Annotated in this window: 18 protein-coding genes and 1 pseudogene; 5 read left to right on the top strand and 14 right to left on the bottom strand. The window is 55.1% G+C overall.

Going from position 1 to position 16,080, the window contains the following annotated elements; all coding sequences use genetic code 11:
- Positions 1-25: 25 nt before the first annotated feature.
- From M8006_RS07080 to M8006_RS07050, 7 genes are all read right to left on the bottom strand, one after another.
- The gene (locus M8006_RS07080) at positions 26-559 is read right to left on the bottom strand and encodes a dihydrofolate reductase (RefSeq protein WP_250080760.1); all 534 of its coding nucleotides are present in this window, start codon (positions 557-559) and stop codon (positions 26-28) included.
- Positions 556-1,329, bottom strand: a complete 774-nt coding sequence (locus tag M8006_RS07075) for a thymidylate synthase (protein WP_250080837.1) — start codon at positions 1,327-1,329, stop codon at positions 556-558. Before M8006_RS07075 ends, M8006_RS07080 begins: the two co-directional genes overlap by 4 nt.
- A gap of 122 nt (positions 1,330-1,451) precedes the next feature.
- Entirely contained in the window at positions 1,452-1,985 is a 534-nt protein-coding gene (locus tag M8006_RS07070; RefSeq protein WP_250080759.1) for a hypothetical protein, read from the bottom strand.
- Positions 1,982-2,281 (bottom strand): nucleotidyltransferase domain-containing protein, encoded by a 300-nt coding sequence (locus M8006_RS07065; RefSeq protein WP_250080758.1) that lies wholly within the window; start codon positions 2,279-2,281, stop codon positions 1,982-1,984. The genes M8006_RS07070 and M8006_RS07065 overlap by 4 nt, the downstream gene beginning before the upstream one ends.
- Positions 2,282-2,303: 22 nt before the next feature.
- Positions 2,304-3,107 carry a prolipoprotein diacylglyceryl transferase gene (gene lgt, locus M8006_RS07060; protein WP_250080757.1) on the bottom strand — a complete coding sequence of 268 codons (804 nt, stop codon included), beginning with the start codon at positions 3,105-3,107 and terminating at the stop codon, positions 2,304-2,306.
- Positions 3,108-3,153: 46 nt separating this feature from the next.
- Positions 3,154-3,951 (bottom strand): sulfite exporter TauE/SafE family protein, encoded by a 798-nt coding sequence (locus tag M8006_RS07055; RefSeq protein WP_250080756.1) that lies wholly within the window; start codon positions 3,949-3,951, stop codon positions 3,154-3,156.
- Entirely contained in the window at positions 3,948-5,102 is a 1,155-nt protein-coding gene (locus M8006_RS07050) for a response regulator (RefSeq protein WP_250080755.1), read from the bottom strand. The genes M8006_RS07055 and M8006_RS07050 overlap by 4 nt, the downstream gene beginning before the upstream one ends.
- Before the next feature lie 155 nt (positions 5,103-5,257).
- On the opposite strand from M8006_RS07050, the gene M8006_RS07045 reads away from it, so the two are divergent.
- Complete coding sequence (locus tag M8006_RS07045) at positions 5,258-6,046, top strand: NRDE family protein (RefSeq protein WP_250080754.1); 789 nt, start codon at positions 5,258-5,260, stop codon at positions 6,044-6,046.
- Here M8006_RS07045 and ptsP read toward each other — a convergent pair.
- A complete protein-coding gene (gene ptsP, locus M8006_RS07040) occupies positions 6,043-8,304 on the bottom strand; it encodes a phosphoenolpyruvate--protein phosphotransferase (RefSeq protein WP_250080836.1) in 2,262 nt (753 codons plus the stop codon). The genes M8006_RS07045 and ptsP overlap by 4 nt on opposite strands.
- 48 nt (positions 8,305-8,352) lie before the next feature.
- A complete protein-coding gene (locus M8006_RS07035; RefSeq protein ID WP_250080753.1) occupies positions 8,353-8,889 on the bottom strand; it encodes an RNA pyrophosphohydrolase in 537 nt (178 codons plus the stop codon).
- Between the two features lie 211 nt (positions 8,890-9,100).
- Between M8006_RS07035 and M8006_RS07030 the strand changes: the two genes are divergently transcribed.
- Positions 9,101-9,757 carry a histidinol-phosphatase gene (locus M8006_RS07030; RefSeq protein WP_250080752.1) on the top strand — a complete coding sequence of 219 codons (657 nt, stop codon included), beginning with the start codon at positions 9,101-9,103 and terminating at the stop codon, positions 9,755-9,757.
- A 75-nt stretch (positions 9,758-9,832) separates the two neighbouring features.
- On the opposite strand, the gene M8006_RS07025 is transcribed toward M8006_RS07030, so the two are convergent.
- A complete protein-coding gene (locus M8006_RS07025; RefSeq protein ID WP_250080751.1) occupies positions 9,833-10,807 on the bottom strand; it encodes a malate dehydrogenase in 975 nt (324 codons plus the stop codon).
- 219 nt (positions 10,808-11,026) lie between these two features.
- The gene (gene rsd, locus M8006_RS07020; RefSeq protein ID WP_250080750.1) at positions 11,027-11,518 is read right to left on the bottom strand and encodes a sigma D regulator; all 492 of its coding nucleotides are present in this window, start codon (positions 11,516-11,518) and stop codon (positions 11,027-11,029) included.
- Between the two features lie 285 nt (positions 11,519-11,803).
- On the opposite strand from rsd, the gene dctP reads away from it, so the two are divergent.
- The 3 genes from dctP (at position 11,804) to M8006_RS07005 (ending at position 14,783) form a co-directional block, all read left to right on the top strand.
- Positions 11,804-12,823 (top strand): TRAP transporter substrate-binding protein DctP, encoded by a 1,020-nt coding sequence (gene dctP / locus M8006_RS07015; protein ID WP_250080749.1) that lies wholly within the window; start codon positions 11,804-11,806, stop codon positions 12,821-12,823.
- The gene (locus tag M8006_RS07010; protein ID WP_250080748.1) at positions 12,816-13,361 is read left to right on the top strand and encodes a TRAP transporter small permease subunit; all 546 of its coding nucleotides are present in this window, start codon (positions 12,816-12,818) and stop codon (positions 13,359-13,361) included. The genes dctP and M8006_RS07010 overlap by 8 nt, the downstream gene beginning before the upstream one ends.
- A gap of 102 nt (positions 13,362-13,463) precedes the next feature.
- Positions 13,464-14,783, top strand: a complete 1,320-nt coding sequence (locus M8006_RS07005; protein ID WP_250080747.1) for a TRAP transporter large permease — start codon at positions 13,464-13,466, stop codon at positions 14,781-14,783.
- Between the two features lie 83 nt (positions 14,784-14,866).
- Here the strand turns inward: M8006_RS07005 and csiR are convergent, their stop codons facing one another.
- From csiR to M8006_RS06995, 3 genes and pseudogenes are all read right to left on the bottom strand, one after another.
- Positions 14,867-15,601: a DNA-binding transcriptional regulator CsiR gene (csiR, locus tag M8006_RS07000; RefSeq protein ID WP_250080746.1), complete on the bottom strand. Its 735-nt coding sequence runs from the start codon at positions 15,599-15,601 to the stop codon at positions 14,867-14,869.
- 195 nt (positions 15,602-15,796) lie between these two features.
- Positions 15,797-15,931: pseudogene (locus M8006_RS18260) on the bottom strand (4-aminobutyrate--2-oxoglutarate transaminase); the annotation flags it as partial.
- Between the two features lie 9 nt (positions 15,932-15,940).
- On the bottom strand, positions 15,941-16,080 hold a 140-nt coding region (locus M8006_RS06995), incomplete at its 5' end, for an aldehyde dehydrogenase family protein (RefSeq protein WP_250080835.1).

The raw sequence follows: 16,080 nt of genomic DNA, 5'->3' as shown, positions 1-16,080 counted from the left end.
TGCGTTGGCTCCTTGTTTAGCAGCGTCACACACGCTGACGGCGCTCGTAGACGACAAAATCGTAGGCAGGCTGGCCGTGCTGGGGGGTACCTGGCACGCGCTGCACTTCTTGCCACCACTGTGGGTCAATCTCGGGGAAGTAAGCATCGCCCTCCACCTCGACATCCACCTCAGTGATATAAAGTCGCTCAACAAACGGCATGGCGTCGGCGTAGATCTCACCGCCGCCCATCACCATGATCTCTTCCGCTGCTTCGATAGTGGCTTGTTGGTCCGCCAATGCGAGGGCATCTTCCAAGCGGTGGCACACGCGCACGCCGTCTTTATGCCAGCGAGTATCGCGGGTCACCACGATATTGAGGCGGTTTGGCAGCGGCTTACCGATGGACTCAAACGTTTTACGCCCCATCACCAAGGGCCTGGCTTGCGTCATACGCTTAAAGAACTGTAAATCCTCAGGCAGGTACCACGGTAGCTTGCCATCAACGCCGATGACGCGATTTTTTGCCATCGCGGCAATCATGGCGGCTGGCACCAACGGCTCGGGCTGTGAAGTCATACCGCCACCTTTGCTTTGATATGCGGGTGCGCGTCGTAATCATCGATGCAGATATCATCAAACTGAAACGCGAAAAGGTCCGTCACCTCGGGCGACAGCACGAGCCGCGGTGGGGCTTTTGGCGTACGCGTCAGCTGTTCGCGCGCTTGCTCAAGATGATTGCTGTACAGGTGGGCATCACCCAGCGTGTGAATAAACTCGCCCGGCTTTAAGCCGGTGACGTGGGCCACCATACTGAGCAACAGCGCGTAGCTTGCGATATTAAACGGCACCCCGAGGAAAATATCCGCGCTGCGCTGGTAAAGCTGGCAGGAAAGGCGCCCGTTGGCGACGTAGAACTGAAATAAGCAGTGACACGGCGGCAGCTGCATTTCATCCACCTGCGCGGGGTTCCACGCAGAAACAATCAGGCGTCGCGACTGTGGGTTGGTGTGGATCTGTTCAACCACGTGCTTGATTTGATCGACGCTGCCGCCTTCCGGGCGCGGCCAACTGCGCCATTGGTAGCCGTATACCGGCCCCAAGTCGCCATTTTCATCCGCCCAGGCGTCCCAAATTTTCACCCCGTTTTCTTTCAAATACGCGATATTGGTATCGCCGCGCAAAAACCACAACAGCTCATGAATGATCGAACGCAGGTGAAGTTTTTTGGTGGTTAAAAGCGGAAAGCCACGAGACAAGTCAAAGCACATCTGATGACCAAACACCGAGCGCGTCCCCACGCCGGTACGATCCTCACGATCCACACCGTGATTCAGCACGGTGTGCATCAACTCAAGATAAGGCTGCTCAAGTGCAGGCTGCGTTGCCGAAGGCTGTTTCAAAGGCTCTGTCGCCGTCACGGTATATCCATTCGTGGTTGAAGTTTGAAGTGAGTTTAGCGTCAATAAAGCTATTTTTCAGTGTCTGTAGGCAATCTAAGCGGCTTAGGAAGATTACTTAAATTCATCGTATTTTCGGCATAGCGTTGTAGATGGTTATAGGTTTCCAGCACCATCACACTGGTGGACATCGCAACGTTTAATGCCTCGGCAAAAGCGACAGGATCTTGCATATATTCATGCACGAGCTGATTACGCAATTTTCGAGCGGCAAGCCACGCTTCAACACTTTCAATGACACCCAATCGTTCAGCACGATTCAGCGTTTCAATTTGGCTACCTGGTCTTTCTGCCAATGCCATTAACCAACGCGGTAAGAGTTTATCTGCAAGCGTATCTTGCATGCGTCCATAACGTGAGACAAACGCTTCTAGACGGACAGCCTCTTCCGGGTTGCGCTCTAGGCCAATAACCCACTCCGCGTCTATTTTCTGCCCGTCACCGAATAGTGTCTGCCAGCTGTAAGCTAGATGCACGCCTTCGCGCTCAACAACCTCTAAGGTTGCAATAAAACGATTAACTGGAAGCAGGTCATCGAATTTCAAAGTGTTTCTCCCGCTCTTAATGCTTGGCGATGAACGGCAGTCAATGCTGTTTCAGGATCAACCACAAGCACATCAATAGGTTGGTCGCCAAGCTTAACCTGAAGGCGCGCCACCATATAAAGGGCTTTTTGTACCTTGTTTTTAATTAGCGCTTCGCTAACGACTAACAAGTCAATATCCCCACCTTTGGCAGCGTCATCTAGTCGAGAACCAAATAATTTCACCTCCGCGTCGCTTCCAAACAGCTCTTTGGTCACGCCTTTGATGGTTTCACGCTGAACGTTAGTGAGCCGCATCGCGCCCCCTTCTTTCTTTCCCTTATACCTGCTTGGCTGCTGTCTTCACATCCACCGACTGTTTTTGCGACCACGCGATGAGTAATGCACCACACAGCATCATCGGCAGCGTGAGGAGCATGCCCATGGTGATCCAGCCAAACGCAATAAAGCCAATATGGGCATCCGGCAGCCGAACGAACTCCACTAAGAAACGGAAAGCGCCATAAGCAAGCAAAAACACCCCTGAGACAAGCCCACGCCTTTGTGGCTTGGCAGATATCCACCATAGCAGCACAAAGAGCACCGCGCCTTCGAGTAGCGCTTCATACAGGGCTGACGGGTGACGCGGTTCTGGCCCCATGCCGGGAAATGGCATACCCCAGGGTAGGGATGTCACGCGGCCGGGCAACTCATGATTGATAAAATTACCTATTCGCCCGGCGCCCAAACCAATCGGCGCCAGTGGCGCAATAAAGTCTGTCAGGGTTAAATAGGCGAGGTTTTTTTTGCGTGCGAACCACCACGCCGCTAGTGCGACACCGAGCAATCCGCCGTGAAAGCTCATGCCGCCATCCCACACGCGGAAAATCCACAGCGGATCGGCTGCGAGTTGCTCCCAGCCATAAAAGAGCGCATAACCCACGCGACCACCCACCACCACGCCGATAGCCGCGTAGAAGAGCAAATCGCCAATGTCATCGCGCGTGAGCCCGATACGTGCGGCACGTTTACCACCCAGCCACCAAGCCGCCACGAACCCAACCACGTACATTAGCCCATACCAATGCACCTGAAAGGGGCCGAGGGAGATAGCAACAGGGTCAATCTCGGGATAAGCAATCATCACACTCTCGCAAATTTTACAAAAATAGACACGGCTTCAATGCGAATCAACCGAAGACAAAACGTAACCCAACCAACGTTAATAACGTGGAAAACGCGTAGCGCAGAATATGGGCTGGCAGCACATGAGCAAGCTTCACGCCAAGGTGCGCGAAGGGCACGCTCGCCAGCACAATACCCATAAACGCTGGCCACATCACAAACCCCGTCGCGGTGGAAGGCAGTAGCGGGTGGCCCCACCCAACGATGATAAACGTCATTGCGCCGAAAAAAGCGATGGGTAACCCGCAAGCGGCAGATGTGCCTACCGCTTGTGTCATCGTGGCGCCACAGCGTGACAGCCACGGTACGGCCAGCGTGCCCCCACCAATACCAAAAAGCGCGGAAATAGCCCCGATCACCGTACCGGCAAGCACCATCGCGGGCTTACCCGGCGCGACACTGCCCGGCTTGGGTGCAAGCCCCAAGATCATTTTGACAGCCACTAACAACACAAAAATACCAAATAGCGTTCCCAGTAGCGTGCCGGATAAGCTTCCGGCGACAAAAACGCCAGCGACCGCTCCTAGCATCAACCCCGGCAAGAGCGCCATAAACCACGGCTGATAAATACTCCCTTTCTGAAAGTGGGCAAAAGCGGATGAGGCACCGGTGACGACAATGGTGGCAAGCGATGTTCCCACCGCCAAATGCATCAGCACTTCAGAGGCAACGCCTTGCAGTTCAAACGCAAACGCGAGGGCGGGGACAATAATCAAACCGCCACCAACGCCAAAAAGCCCCGCCATGGTGCCAGCTGCCGCCCCTAATGCCAGATACCCCAGCAACGTGATTAACACTGTCATAACGGCGAAGCCTCCGCCACATCATCGGGGAACCAGGCGGCAACTTTATTTATCAGGCTTTCGGGTTGATAGGGCTTAGCGATCAAGTCGTTCATTCCCGCCTGTAGGCAGCGTTCGCGGCCGGCGGTATCGGCATTCGCCGTCAGCGCGACGAGAATCGCACTTGCCTTGCCGTAGGTTTTCTCATAAGCGCGCCAGCGACGGCTTGTCTCTAACCCATCCATCTCGGGCATAAAAATATCCATAAAGACCAAGTCAAACGCGTGGGTTTGCTGAAGCGCAAGCGCATCTTCACCGCTACTGACCGTATCCACCTCAAGCCCGTGCTTTTCCAGCACTTGCTGGGCCAACATTAAATTAACGGGACCATCGTCGACCACCAACACCCTACGTGGGTGTGCTGGCGATGCCATCGTCGACATCTCGGGCATCTCTTCTGCCACATTGGCCAACAGCGCACGAATATCGGCCAACCGCTCACGGCATTCTTTCAAGTCTGCTTCACGCGCATCCGGCGCCGCCCTTAAATCCCCCAAACACTCAAACAACGCATTGGTTTCGCGCTGAAGCAGGTGCAAATAGCTGGATTTTAATCGCGACTCTTCCCGGGCGCGCTCACGCCCTTGTAACAGCTGATCGAGCTGTTGCTGTTTATGCGCCAAGTCATCGAGCAATGTTTGCTGGGCACTATTAGCAGCCGGTGACTTGTCCAAAGAAGGCGCTAAGGTTGCCAGATACCGCCCAAGCTGGGCCAACTGCACGATGACATGCGAAACGCGGGCATGAGGGCGCTGCGTTTTTACTTCTTGCGCCTCCATGGGTGCAACGGTGGCAAGTCCACTGCGCTCACAAAGCGTTGAAGTGTGCTGCTCTAATTCACCTAATACTTGATCGAACGTAGATTCAAAACGTCGCGCCCGCGCACGCACGAGAACGACAACCGCGCCAACGTTAAGACTACTGCCCAGCAACAGCGCTGCCATCAATGTCACCACCGTGCCCCACGAGGCTTGTTCGGGGTTCATCCCCCATATAACGAGCCCCACGATCAAGCAGAGACCGACGAGCGCAAGCTGCGCCAGCAGCCAAGGCCATAGAATCGGCCAGATAACGACATTCCAGAAATGCTCCTTACGATGATAACCTTGCATGGCTGTGCCTTTCCGTTGGCCTTGCGCCCCTGTTTTGGTCATAAGGGTTGTAAGCGCGTTGCGATTGATAAAAGCAGTGCTAAGTGTACGTGGCGGTCGCGTCGCTGTCATATGAACCACGTTTATTGAACATCTATTGAAAAAGGTATGATGGCATGTGTTTACTCGCCTTCGATTGGCAACCCGGCGCGCCAACGCCCTTGAGGCTCATTGGCAATCGCGATGAATTTTACGTGCGCCCGACGGCAGGGCTGCACGACTGGGATGATGCGCCGATTCTCGGCGGACGCGATCTCGAAGCTGGCGGCACATGGCTGGCGGTTAATCGCCAGGGTGTGCTTGCCACGCTAACCAATGTGCGTGACCCGGCGCTGGTAGCGCCACCCGGCACACCCAGTCGGGGTGAGCTGGTGGTGCAAGCGCTTACTTGCGAGGATCTACCTACCTGGCTTGAGCAACTGACCGAAAGTGCACCGCGCTACGCGGGGTTTAACCTGCTTGTCGCCACCCCCACCCAGATGTGGCATCTCCATCGCGGTCGAGAACGCACAGCGTTACGTGAAGTACCTCGCGGTATACATACGCTCTCCAATGCCGACCTCAACACACCCTGGCCTAAAACGGTTAAGCTTCACCAAGCGATGGTACGAGACACCACGCCACCCATCACTTGGCCGGAAGCCTCGCGCCACGTCATTCAACAGACCGACGAAGCCCCCGCCCAAGCGCTGCCCGATACCGGCGTGGGGCTAACGTTAGAACAGCGCTTATCCGCCGCGTTTATTGTCGGGGAGACGTACGGTACTCGAGCGACCACATGGGTAACGCTCGACCGCCAAGGCAATACCGCGATGACCGAGCAGCGCTTCGGGCAGAACGGCCAGTTTCAGGGCGAAACCGCCCTCTTTGACGGTCAACATGTATTCAGCGAAGCACAGCGTTAATCTTTGGGCGGCATTAGGTGCGAAAGCTCCCACGATTCCATGCGCGCTTCCAGGTGTGGGTGCACCTGAGCAGGCGTATCGAGGCACATAACCTCGTCGAGCAATATTTGCGCGTCGCTAAACGACACACGCCGGATAGCGGCACGCACTTTGGGCAAGCTGGGTGCATTCATCGAGAGACTGGTAAACCCCATCGCCATTAATAACAGCGCTCCTGCAGGGTCGCCCGCGAGCTCGCCACATAGCGAAATAGGCTTATCAAGGCGCCTCGCATCTTGGGCAAGCTCGACCAGTGCGCCGAGTAGCGCCGGATGTAGCGCATCATAAAGATCAGAGACGCGTGGGTTGTTTCGATCAACGGCCAGCAGATATTGGGTTAGGTCATTGCTGCCCACCGAGAAGAAATCGACACGCTTGGCGAGCGCATCCATTTGGTAAATCGTCGCCGGGACTTCAATCATCACACCGACATTCGGGCGCTGAACCGTGATGCCCTCTTCTCCCAGCTCGACGATCGCGCGATCCAAAAGCTTAAGTGCTTCATCCACCTCTTCCACATTGGTGATCATTGGAAAGAGCACGTATAGGTTATCCAGCCCCTGCGACGCCTTGAGCATCGCCCGCAACTGCACCATCAACACTTCGGGGTGATCAAGGGTGACACGCATTCCCCGCCAGCCTAAGAAAGGGTTAGCCTCTTCGATAGGAAAGTAAGGCAGGTCTTTATCACCACCGATATCCAGCGTGCGCATGACCACCGGCAACGGTGAGAAACCCTCTAGCTGATCGCGATACAAACGTGTTTGCTCTTTCTCGCCGGGAAAGCGCTCGGTGATCATAAACGGCACTTCGGTACGGTAAAGCCCCACCCCGCTGATTCGGCTTTTCAGCAAGGCAGCAGCATCAACGGCAAGGCCGGTGTTCACCATCAACGGCACTTCATGGCCATCGGTCGTTTCGCTGGGCAAATCCTGCTCATGCTCAAGCAATGCGGTAAGCGCTTCTTCTTCCGCAATGATGGTTTCATAGTAGCGACTCAACTCAGCACCAGGGCGCACGAAAAGCCGCCCGCGGTGGCCATCAAGTACCACCTGGGCGCCCGAGAGCCGCGGTAGTGGCAAATCCACCATCCCCAGCACAGTGGGAATCCCCATCGCACGCGCCACTATCGCCACGTGAGACGTACTAGAGCCGCGCACCGACACAAGCCCTTTCAGCTTATCGCGGGGCACCTCCCCTAGCATGGCCACACTGATTTCATCACCGACTAAAATGGCGTTATCGGGGTAGGTTTCGGGTGTGCTGGGGGAGTCTTCTTGCAAATGTGCCAATACACGGCGACCGAGATCACGAATATCCGCCGCACGCTCGCGCAGATAGTCGTCATCCACCCGTTCTAAATACTGCACGTGGCGACGCACTACATCGGCGAGCGCCCCCGGCGCCCACTGCCCTTCACGGATGCGTTTTTCAACTTCTTCAGAAAGCGCTGTCTCGCCCAGCATCTGCTGGTAGACATCAAAAAGCGCTAACTCCTGGCTGGAAATACGGTTTACCAAGCGCTCAGCCGCCGCGCGAATTTCATCGCGGGTCTTGGCAATGGCTTCTTTTAACCGTGAGATTTCAAAGGCTTCATCGCTTGGCACCAAGTCTGGCACGCTATTGAGGTCTGCTGGCGGGGCGATCACAACGGCCTCGCCCATGGCGATACCGGGTGACGAGGCCACCCCTTTAAACATCGCCTGGCTCCCGGACAACGAGGGCCGCGTGAGATTACCGGTTGCCAACGCATGCGCTAGCACGCCCGCCAGCTGCGCCGCCATGGTGACCAGAAACGCTTCATCTTCATCGTTATAGCGGCGCTTTTCGGCCTGCTGGACCACCAGCACCCCGAGCATCCGGCGTTGATGGATAATGGGTACGCCAAGAAAGCTGGAGTAGCGCTCTTCTCCGGTCGCTTCAAAATAACGAAAATGCGGATGTATGCGCGCATCTTCTAAGTTTAGCGGCTCGCTACGCTTGGCCACCAACCCCACTAGCCCCTCGCCGAGGGGTAGGACCACGCGGCCAACCGCCTGAGTACGCAGACCAATGGTCTCCATCAACACCAGCGACTCAAGCTCTTTATCGTAAAGATAGAACGAGCAGACATCGGTCAACATCGCTTTGCGGATCCGGCGCACCATCGTTGAGAGCGCCGCGTCAAGATTGCGCGCGCCATTCACTTCCTGAATAACGCGTCGCAGCACCTCAAGCATGGACGTTTTACTTTTCACTATATTGGCCTCGCTGAGGAAAATGAAAGCTCACCTGGGTGACCACGACGGCTCTGCGACAGAGTGAACCAGCGACGCTTCGCCTTCCTGGGCCATCCGCTGGAGGCGAGGAGAAAGTTCGCGTAGCGCGCGGCGATACACTTCACGCTTAAAGGGCACCACCTGCCCTAACGGATACCAATAGCTTACCCAACGCCAACCATCGAACTCTGGCTTAGGGGTTGCCGTCATACAGATTCGGTTCTCTTGGCAACGAATCTGAAGTAAATACCACTTCTGTTTCTGGCCGATACACACCGGCCGCGCATGGGAACGAATCATGCGTCGCGGTAGGCGGTAGCGTAGCCAGCCCCGGGTGCAGGCAACAATATCAACGTCCTCGGCGGTCAGGCCGATTTCTTCGTGAAGCTCACGAAAAAGAGCTTGTTGCGGAGTTTCGCTAGCTTTGATGCCTCCCTGGGGAAACTGCCACGCGTTTTGCCCTACACGACGCGCCCAAAGCAGCTGCCCTTGGCCGTTGGCAATAATGATGCCAACGTTAGGGCGAAAGCCGTCAGCGTCGATCACGGACATCACCTTATTAAATTTTCAGTTATCGCCATTTTTCCACAACGGTGACAAGCGTATCAATACATTCTCCGCTTAACGCCCAAAATGCCACCATAACGTCGAAATCAAGGCGCTAAACCGGGTCAATTAGTAGGAAAGGCAAAATGACTCTGCGATAATTACACCAACGTTAACGACCACGACTAACGAATGCGATAAGGGGAGTGCTGTGAGCCTGGCCATTTTTGACCTGGATAATACCTTGCTATCCACTGATAGCGATCACGCCTGGGGGGAGTTTCTGCTCGAACAAGGTGCGGTCGACCCGGTTGAATACCGCCAAGCAAACGAGCGCTTCATGGCCGATTACAACGCCGGTACGCTAGACATTAACGCTTTTCTCGCCGTCGCGCTGAAGCCGCTGGCAGAAAACACACCTGAACAGCTTGCTGCTTGGCACCAGCAATTTATGGCCAGCAAAATCGAGCAGCATATTCTGCCCAAAGCGGAAGAGCTGATCGCTCGTCACCGCACCCGTGACGACACACTCTTGATTATTACCGCGACCAACCGTTTTATTACCGGCCCCATCGCCGAGCGTTTGGGGATCGACCACTTAATTGCCATTGAGCCCGAAATGGTGGATGGCCACTACACCGGCAACGTATCGGGTGTGCCGAGCTACCGCGAGGGCAAGGTCACGCGCTTACAGGCTTGGTTGGAAGATCAGGAAATCACACTGGACGGTGCTTGGTTTTACAGCGATTCTCACAACGACATTCCACTGCTGGAAAAAATCGATAACCCCGTCGCCGTTGACCCCGATGACACGCTGCGCAAGGTCGCCGAAGAGCGCCAGTGGCGAATCATGAGCCTACGCGATTGAGCTTGTGTCAGTCGCCTGAAAGTGAAAAACCCCGCCGTGGCGGGGTTTTTTGTGCTTCGAGATCACGGCAAATACTTAGCCAAGCAGGTGTTCAACCGCCGCACGCTCTTCGCGCAGCTCTTTCTCGGTCGCCTGCATTTTCTCTTTGCTGAAGTCGTCAAGCTCAAAGCCTTGGACGATTTCATACTGACCGCCCTGGCAACGCACCGGGTAAGAGTAAATGATACCTTCCTCAATCCCGTAGCTGCCGTCAGACGGGATCGCCATGCTGACGATGCCGTCGCAGCCCAGCGCCCAATCACGCATATGATCAATGGCGGAGGACGCCGCAGACGCCGCAGAAGATGCACCGCGTGCCTTGATGATTGCCGCGCCGCGCTGCTGCACGGTGGGAATGAAGTCGTTTTCGTACCAGTCGCGTTCAACCAGATCAAACGCTGCTTTGCCGTCGACCTTGCACTGGGCCAAATCTGGGTACTGGGTCGCGCTGTGATTACCCCAAATGATCAAGCTTTCAACGTCAGTCACGTGCTTGCCGGTTTTTTGTGCCAGCTGCGTCAAGGCACGGTTGTGGTCCAGCCGCGTCATCGCAGTGAACTGCCCCACGTCGAGATCCGGCGCGTTACAAGACGCAATCAAGGCGTTCGTGTTGGCCGGGTTGCCGACAACCAGCACGCGTACGTCACGGCTAGCGTTATCGTTAAGCGCTTTACCTTGAACAGAGAAAATCGCCGCGTTAGCTTCGAGTAGGTCTTTACGCTCCATGCCTGGGCCGCGCGGACGTGCGCCGACAAGCAAGGCGAAATCGGCATCTTTAAACGCCACGTTCGGATCGTCAGTTGCCACGATGTCCTGCACCAGCGGGAAGGCGCAATCGTTGACTTCCATTACCACGCCACTCAGCGCGTCCATTGCCGGTGGGATTTCCAGCAGCTGGAGAATCACAGGTTGATCTGGCCCCAGCATGTCGCCAGCGGCAATGCGGAAAATAAGAGAATAGCTGATCTGGCCGGCACCGCCGGTAATCGCAATACGTACGGGATCTTTCATCGTAGCTCCTTGGTTGGGTGGACTCACTATGATCAGTAAGCCAAGAGTAGGATGCCGCAGACAGCGCGGGGTGCCATCGTCGACGCAACTCAAGACGTCAAGATGGTATGCGCGCTGCAACAAAAACTCAATCAGACCTGCGGCTAGTGATCACACTCGCCTCGTAACGCTTGCACTTAAGTGGCGCTTTAACGCAGGCTGAAAAATAAGCGCACAAGCTTAAATAGGCGAGGTAGCTTCTTTTTGCGGGCTGTGCGCAGCGTGCAGCCGGGCAATCAACTGGTCTTCCAGCATAAAACGCTCGTTCAACCCTTTAGCGAGGCGATCAATCCACGCCGGAAGACGCGCTAAGTTCCGCTGGCAGCGTATCGGGGTGGCAAAATCGGTCTCAAACTCAAGCGCCAACTCCGTCGATAACTCCAAACGTTCCAAAAGCTTGGACGCGATGACTAACGCAGATTCATCGCCGAAGGCTTTTGCTTCTTCTGCTAGCTGCGGGTACACCTCGAAATGGCCAGCGCTGATGTAATCCATCAATAGCTCGCTAAACGTATCGACTCGCGTCTTATTTACGGCGTCAAGCTCCGCGTCGCACGTCTCTTTGAGCTCAATAAAGCTCACCAACAACGTTTTACGCTGTTCAAGCCAGCGATCAATTAGCGTATGCACGCCGCCCCAACGTTCCAGGGCGTTTTTACAATCTTCAAGCATGGGGCTTCTCCTTGCTGGTCGCCGCCGTCAACAAAGCCAGCGTCGCTTTTCCACCCCACCCTGTCAATCCTCAAGAAGCTCACTTCGAGATAGAACCATACTGACGGCTGAAGAATAAAAATTTTCATTTGCCTGCTAAAAATAATGTTGATATTAAGCAATTCTATAGAAATTTTTCTGGCACGATTGCGTTACGTGTGATTACACTGAAGGCGCTTAACGTGTTTTCGACGCTCTAGGCATTGACCACCATCAATAACATTAACTGCATGAAAAGGTCTTACTATGACGCTCTCCGCATTCGTGAAAAGTGCTCTTGCCACCTCCGTCGCCGCTTCCGTGCTAGCCAGCCAAGCGGTCTACGCGGATACGGTGCGCTTGCGCATGCATACGTTCTACGGCACCGAAGTTGACTCAATCGCCTCAGACCTTCGCGAACGTGTCGAAGAAGCCAGTGATGGCTCTATCCGGCTGCAATTCTTCCGTGGTGGCGCCCTCGTCGACAGCGATCAGTTCGTTGAAGCTGTCGCCCGCGGCAGCATCGATCTTGCTCACGGTGTGGGAAGTTACTGGCCCGGCACAGTCGGTATTGGGACGATCGAAGGCGGCCTTCCGGGAGCTTGGGTCGATGTCGAGGAAGCACGCGATATTTTTGCCAACCAGGGACTGGATGAACTGGTCGCTGAAGCCTACGAAGAGAAGGGCGTTAAGCTGATCGGCCGCGGTTTTGGCAGCGATTATGGACTGGTAACCACCGAGCCGGTCGATAGCCTAGAAGACCTACAGGACATGCGCATCCGCGCTACCAGCTCAATTGCCACGGTGCTGGAGAAATTTGATATTCCGACCGCCTTCATTCCGGGCGAAGAGCTTTATGTCGCGCTCTCCACCGGGGTCATCGATGGCGCCGTCTACGGCGGCCCAATTGAGTACGAACAGCTACGCATCGACGAAGTCGCGGGTTACTACACCGATATGAACCTGATCAACCCTGGCTGGACGGAAAACGCGTTTATTAACCCGAATACCTGGGAGCGCATGAGCGAAGAGCAACAGCAGATTCTCACCACAGAAATTGATCAGTACCTGCGTGATGTGCACAACTGGCTCGAAGAAGGGAACCATCGCCTGATCGAAGAAGGTGAGCTATTTGAGTTTTCCACTCTGCCAGAAGAAGATTCGCGCCGTATGGCCGAAGCGTCCCTCCCTATCTGGAAAGAAGAAGCACAGCGCTCTGAGCGCAACGCCAAAGCAGTCGAAATTCTGATCGAAAATGCCAAAGCGAAAGGACGCATCAGTGAGTAAGATTACCGGCTATCTACGTTTTCAGGATGGGCTTTCCGACTGGGTCGGCAAAGCTACTTCCTGGCTGACGCTAGGTATCATCGGTGTACTGCTCTATGAAGTATTTGCTCGCTATATCTTCAATGCCCCCACGGTGTGGGGGCACGAGCTGGCAACTATGTTCTTCGGTGCGCTGAGCATCCTAGCCGGAAGCTATACCTTACGCCATCAGCAGCATGTACGTAGCGACGTCATCTACCGTTTATTGCCGTTTCGTGTACAGGCATTCTGCGACGTGATCGTCTTTGCCCTGGGCATTCTCGTTTTGGCTATCTTTTTTAAATTGGCGGTGGAGTTCGCTTACCGCTCATGGCTCATCGGCGAGTACTCCAACAGCAGCATTTGGCGTCCAGCGCTATGGCCCATCAAATCGACGATCCCTATTGCTGTTGGGTTTTTAATCCTGCAGTGCGTAGCTGAGTTTGTCCGCGCCGTCGTGCGCTTGTTTGGCATGCGCTATGACGACCCGCGAGATGACATGAGCGATGCCGACTATTAAGGCGCCCGCGCTAAGACAGGCAATACGATGGCATTTATCGTGGCGCAATAAGAAACACACCCCGGTATATCCTTGAAGGTATGCCCGAGAAAGGGTTTTTTCATGGCGAATTTAGATCCACTTACCACCACTGCCATCATGTTTATCTCCATGATTATTTTGATGGCAATGGGTGCCCCGCTGGCATGGGCACTCATGATATCGGGCATGGGCAGTGCCTATGTAATGTTCGGCCCTGGCGGGCTGGATTTTCTGCTCTCGTCGGCCTACAGCACCATGGACAACTTTCTGTTGGTCGCGTTACCGCTGTTCATCTTCATGGGGTTGGTACTAGAACGTTCAGGGATCACCGACAACCTGTTCGAGATGATACACAAACTAATGGGCCGACTGCCCGGCGGCCTTGGCGTCGGTACCATTCTGATCTGTGCGCTTATCGCCGCGATGGCCGGTGTCTCGGGGGCAGCGACTGTCAGCCTAGGCATCATTGCCCTACCCGCCATGCTCAAACGTGGCTATGACAAACGACTGATCACCGGCACTATCATGGCAGGCGGCGCCCTCGGTTTTCTGATCCCGCCGAGCGTACTGATGATCGTCTATGCGTTTCTCGCACGTGAATCAGTCGGCAAGCTGTTCGCTGCGGGCTTAATGCCCGGTGTGATGCTGGCGGGCATCTACATGGTGTATGTGCTGATACGCTGCCGCATCAACCCGGCACTCGGGCCTGCCGCCCCCAAAGAAGAGCGCTTCACCGCCAAAGAGAAGCTGATCTCACTGCGCCACGTGATTGCCCCCGGCATATTGGTCACAACCGTATTGGGCTGCATCATTGGTGGCGTCACGTCTCCCTCTGAAGCCTCTGCCGTTGGGGCGTCGGGCGCGATGCTCATTGCCGCCATGCGGGGTAGGCTCAATTGGGATTTGCTGCGCTACGTCATGCTCAGCACGACAAAAATCACCGGCATGCTGCTCTGGATTGCGATCGCGGCGGTGTTCTTTAGTAAGATCTATATGGGGTTGGGCGCTGGCATGATCGTCAGCGACCTCATTGATGACTTTGCGCTATCGCCCTACACCGTCATTATCATCATGCTGGCTAGCTTCTTCGTACTCGGCATGTTTTTGGATGATTTTGCCATTCTGTTCATCACCATCCCGCTTTACGTGCCGATTGTGCGCGACCTAGGCTTCGATACGACTTGGTTTGCGGTGCTGTTTATCCTCAGCATGCAATCCGCGTATTTAACGCCCCCTTTTGGCTACAACCTCTTTTACATGCGGTCAGTCGCGCCAAAGTCCATCACCATCGTGGATATTTATTACTCGGCACTGCCTTACGTGGCGTTGCAAATTCTCGGCCTGGCTCTGATTGTCGCTTTCCCAAGCATCGCGCTGTGGCTACCCGGTCTATTGTTCTAGCAACGGCACAGCCTATCCATTAACAACGCCCGTCAAAACGCGCCAGCCATCGGGATGGGGCACCCTTCACGATAGCTGGCGCGTTAAGCAATGCCTTGTTGCTGCATTACCGACGTAATGATCGGGACGGGCGTCATCAAATGGTCGCGCATCATGCGCTCGGCGTCTTCTTTGCGGTGCGCCAGCGTGACCTCAACGAGGGCATCGTGCTCTTGGCGCTTTTTATCCAACGCCTGCTCGGAAAAAACGGTTTCTTTGAGCCAAAAATGGCGATAGCGCTGGACCTTATCAAAGAGCCCATCGCGCACTTTCATCAGTTGCGGCGAACGACAGCCACGAACCAAAGCGGTATGAAACGCACTATGGCGCGCATCCCAAATTTCCAAAAGCGAGTCAGGGGTATTGGCTTCGCTCACTTTGGACAATTGATAAGATTTCGCCAAAATATCCGCTTCCCAGGCATCGCCTCCGCGCTCAATCGCCAAGCCAAGCATCATCGCTTCGAGTTGCGCACGCGCATCATAAATATCGTGAAGCTCGGCCAGCGACATCGGCGCCACGCGATAACCTCGCTGGCTGATCGCCACCACTAGGTGCTCGGCTACCAGTTGCGACAACGCTTCACGCAGTGGCCCAATGCCCAGGTCGTAACGCTCCTTGAGGGCGCTCATACGCAGCTTTTCGTCGGGGCGAAAAGCGCCCTTGATGATATCGTTCTTTAACTGCTTGTATGCGCGAACTCCCAAGTTCTCTTTGGCATCTGCCTGCTCGTCACTGCCCGAGGCCGGGGTGGCGACATGTTCATTGACACTATTCATAAAAAAATCCTGAAAGAAGCGCATGTCCTGCGAACCTACGAAGCGGCAGCACTCCTTGCATTAGGGCGATCTGAAAAATGATGAAAAGCATAGCATAATTCGAAACACCTGTTTGACGATGCCAATGTCTTGAGCGACGACAGACGCATCGAGCCGATGCCGTTTTCTTGCATCGGCTCGTGTGACTTAATCGTTGCGCACCGCAGAAATCTGGCTGAGTTTCTCCGCCACTTGGACGCAGCCTTCGTAGGGCATGACCGTCTGGCAAGTGTGCATCACCCGGCCCGCTTGCGCTCTGACGGCGTCGACGACCTTCCGGTGGCAATGGCCGAAAAGCGCTTAAAGGCCCCCCACACAGACGTATTTCAACTCGGTGAACTCGTCCAACCCGTGGCGGGACCCTTCACGCCCAAGCCCGGATTCCTTCACGCCGCCAAACGGCGCCAATTCGGTCGACAGAATGCCTTCGTTAACGGCCA

It is taken from the genome of Halomonas llamarensis (assembly GCF_023555005.1).
Lineage (GTDB): Bacteria > Pseudomonadota > Gammaproteobacteria > Pseudomonadales > Halomonadaceae > Vreelandella > Vreelandella llamarensis.
Note: the sequence above shows the minus strand (reverse complement) of the source record. Positions and strands in the feature narration are given on the sequence as shown.

Coding starts and splice junctions, on each gene's coding strand:
- M8006_RS07055 (WP_250080756.1), bottom strand. CDS start 3,951: ATGACAGTGTTAATCACGTTGCTGGGGTATCTGGCATTAGGGGCGGCA.
- M8006_RS07065 (WP_250080758.1), bottom strand. CDS start 2,281: ATGCGGCTCACTAACGTTCAGCGTGAAACCATCAAAGGCGTGACCAAA.
- M8006_RS07075 (WP_250080837.1), bottom strand. CDS start 1,329: ATGCACACCGTGCTGAATCACGGTGTGGATCGTGAGGATCGTACCGGC.
- M8006_RS07025 (WP_250080751.1), bottom strand. CDS start 10,807: ATGAAAGATCCCGTACGTATTGCGATTACCGGCGGTGCCGGCCAGATC.
- M8006_RS07080 (WP_250080760.1), bottom strand. CDS start 559: ATGACTTCACAGCCCGAGCCGTTGGTGCCAGCCGCCATGATTGCCGCG.
- lgt (WP_250080757.1), bottom strand. CDS start 3,107: ATGATTGCTTATCCCGAGATTGACCCTGTTGCTATCTCCCTCGGCCCC.
- M8006_RS07005 (WP_250080747.1), top strand. CDS start 13,464: ATGGCGAATTTAGATCCACTTACCACCACTGCCATCATGTTTATCTCC.
- csiR (WP_250080746.1), bottom strand. CDS start 15,601: ATGAATAGTGTCAATGAACATGTCGCCACCCCGGCCTCGGGCAGTGAC.
- M8006_RS07050 (WP_250080755.1), bottom strand. CDS start 5,102: ATGCAAGGTTATCATCGTAAGGAGCATTTCTGGAATGTCGTTATCTGG.
- rsd (WP_250080750.1), bottom strand. CDS start 11,518: ATGCTTGAAGATTGTAAAAACGCCCTGGAACGTTGGGGCGGCGTGCAT.
- M8006_RS07045 (WP_250080754.1), top strand. CDS start 5,258: ATGTGTTTACTCGCCTTCGATTGGCAACCCGGCGCGCCAACGCCCTTG.
- ptsP (WP_250080836.1), bottom strand. CDS start 8,304: ATGCTTGAGGTGCTGCGACGCGTTATTCAGGAAGTGAATGGCGCGCGC.
- dctP (WP_250080749.1), top strand. CDS start 11,804: ATGACGCTCTCCGCATTCGTGAAAAGTGCTCTTGCCACCTCCGTCGCC.